Here is a 2,094-nt window from a genome sequence, read left to right as displayed (position 1 = left end):
CGCCCCCCACCCCGCCCGGCCGGCTGCCGGTGGTGCCCTACGCGCTGTACGACGTGCCGCAGCGCCAGGAGCGCCGGCTCGGTGTCATCGACTTCGCCGAGTTCGGCCACCTGTACGTGATCGGCACCCCCCGGTCGGGTCGCACCCAGGTGCTGCGCACCGTCGCCGGATCGATCGCCACGACACTGACCGCCGAGCAGGTCCACCTGTACTGCGTGGACTCCTCCGGGGGCGGCCTGGCCGCGCTGTCCGCCCTGCCGCACTGCGGCGCGGTGGTCTCCCGGCACGACACCGAGCGGCTGGAGCGCCTGCTCCACCGGCTCTCCACCGAGCTGACCCGGCGCCAGCGGCTGCTCTCCGAGCACGACTGCGCGAGCTGGACCGAGCTGCGCGGCAAGCTGTCCCGGACCCGCCGCCCGGCGCACCTGATGCTGCTGATCGACGGCTGGGACTCGCTCAGCGGCCTGCTCGACGACTACGACGGCGGGCGGCTGTACGGCGAGGTCGTGCGGCTGCTGCGGGAGGGCGCGGCGGTGGGCGTGCACGTCATCGCCACCTCCGAGCGGCTGCTGCTGGCCGGCCGGCTGGGCGCGCACAACGACAAACGGCTGCTGCTGCGCCAGGCCGAGGCCGGCGACTACTTCCACGTGGGGCTGAGCCGGGACCGGCTGCCCACCCACGTCCCGGAGGGGCGTGCCTGGCACGCCCCCTCCGGGTTGGAGACGCAGATCGCCCTGTTGCCCGGCCCGGACGACCAGCGGGACGGCGGGGCGGACAACGGCCGGGACGGCGCCCCCGACGCCCCCGACACCGACCGGGTCCCCGACCAGGCCGAGGCCCTGCGGCGGATCGCCCGGGAGGCGGCGAGGCGCGACGGCGACATCCCCGCCGACCGGCGCCCCTTCCCGATCGCCGAACTGCCCGGCTCGCTCACCTTCCAGCAGGCGGCCGAGCGGCTGCCCACGGAGAGCGGACGCCCGCTGTGGGCCCTGGTGGGGGTCGGCGGCGACGACGCCGGCCCGATCGGCTTCGACTTCGCTGCCGAGGGCGGCGCGTTCGTCGTCGCCGGTCCGCCGCGCAGCGGACGCACCACGGCGCTGGCCTCGATGGCGGTCTCCCTGCTGATGGGCGGCACCTCCCTGGTGGTGCTCGCCCCGCGCGAGTCGCAGCTGCGCCGGCTGGCCGCGCACGACCTGGCCCGGGTGCTGACCGACGCCGACCCCTCGGCGGCGGACGTGGAGGAGGCGCTGGAGGCCACCGGCGGCCGGCCGACGGTGCTCGTCGTGGACGACGCGGAGCTCCTGGCCAACTGCGCGGCCGACAAGGTGCTGCGCCGGGTGCTCGCCTCCGGGCGGGACCGTGGCCAGGCCCTGCTGGTGGGCTGCACGGCCGAGGCCACCGGCAACCTGGGCTGGGTGGGGCAGCTGAAGCGGGTCCGCCGCGGGCTGCTCACCTCCCCGAAGTCCATCGTCGAGGGGGAGCTGATCGGCTGCCGGATGTCGGGCGAGCAGGTGCGGATGGCGCTGCCGCCCGGCCGGGCGTGGACCGCCGGCCCGCACGGGGGGCCGCTGGCGGTGCAGGTGCCGCTCACCGTGCTCGGCGACGGGTGAGTCCTCCGGGCACCGCCCCCGGCGCGGCCCGCCACCCGGAACCCCGGGCGGCGGGCCGCGCCGCGTGCGCTGCCGCGTGAACGCTACGCGTTGGCCTCGGCGGCCTCGGCCCGGCTCTGCTCCAGCGAGGAACGGATGTCGTTCGCCATGTCGGAGTCGGAGTTCTGGAGTTCGGTGGAGATCTCCTGGAACAGCTTGGCGTACTCGCCGATGTTGTTGGCCGAGGTCTCCATCTGGGTGGTGAAGAACTCGTACGCCTCCTTGAGCGCCTCGCTGGCCTGCTCGAAGACCAGACCGTTCTGGAGCAGCCCCTCGACGGTGGTCTTCAGCTCGGTCAGCTCGGTGGCGATGTCCGAGAGCTTGGTGCCCATCGTGCCGGCGGTGGCCTCGATGGTGGCGTAATCGATATTGATATTGGCGTCGCTGGCCATGGTTCCTCCGTGGGGCGGTGCGGGGTGGCGCGCCGGGGTCCCGGGCGCGGGGG

At 75.0% G+C, this 2,094-nt stretch carries 2 protein-coding genes; one reads left to right on the top strand and one right to left on the bottom strand.

The genetic code is table 11. The features are described from left to right. On the top strand, positions 1–1,610 hold a 1,610-nt coding region (locus FOE67_RS23795), incomplete at its 5' end, for an FtsK/SpoIIIE domain-containing protein (protein ID WP_267133363.1). A gap of 83 nt (positions 1,611–1,693) precedes the next feature. On the opposite strand, the gene FOE67_RS23790 is transcribed toward FOE67_RS23795, so the two are convergent. After that, on the bottom strand, positions 1,694–2,041 hold the full coding sequence (locus FOE67_RS23790) for a WXG100 family type VII secretion target (RefSeq protein WP_182666893.1): 348 nt from the start codon (positions 2,039–2,041) through the stop codon (positions 1,694–1,696). Positions 2,042–2,094: the final 53 nt, after the last annotated feature.

Source organism: Streptomyces calidiresistens (assembly GCF_014141525.1).
GTDB lineage: Bacteria > Actinomycetota > Actinomycetes > Streptomycetales > Streptomycetaceae > Streptomyces > Streptomyces calidiresistens.
The sequence above is the reverse complement of the archived record's forward strand: the minus strand, read 5'-3'. Positions and strand labels throughout refer to the sequence as shown.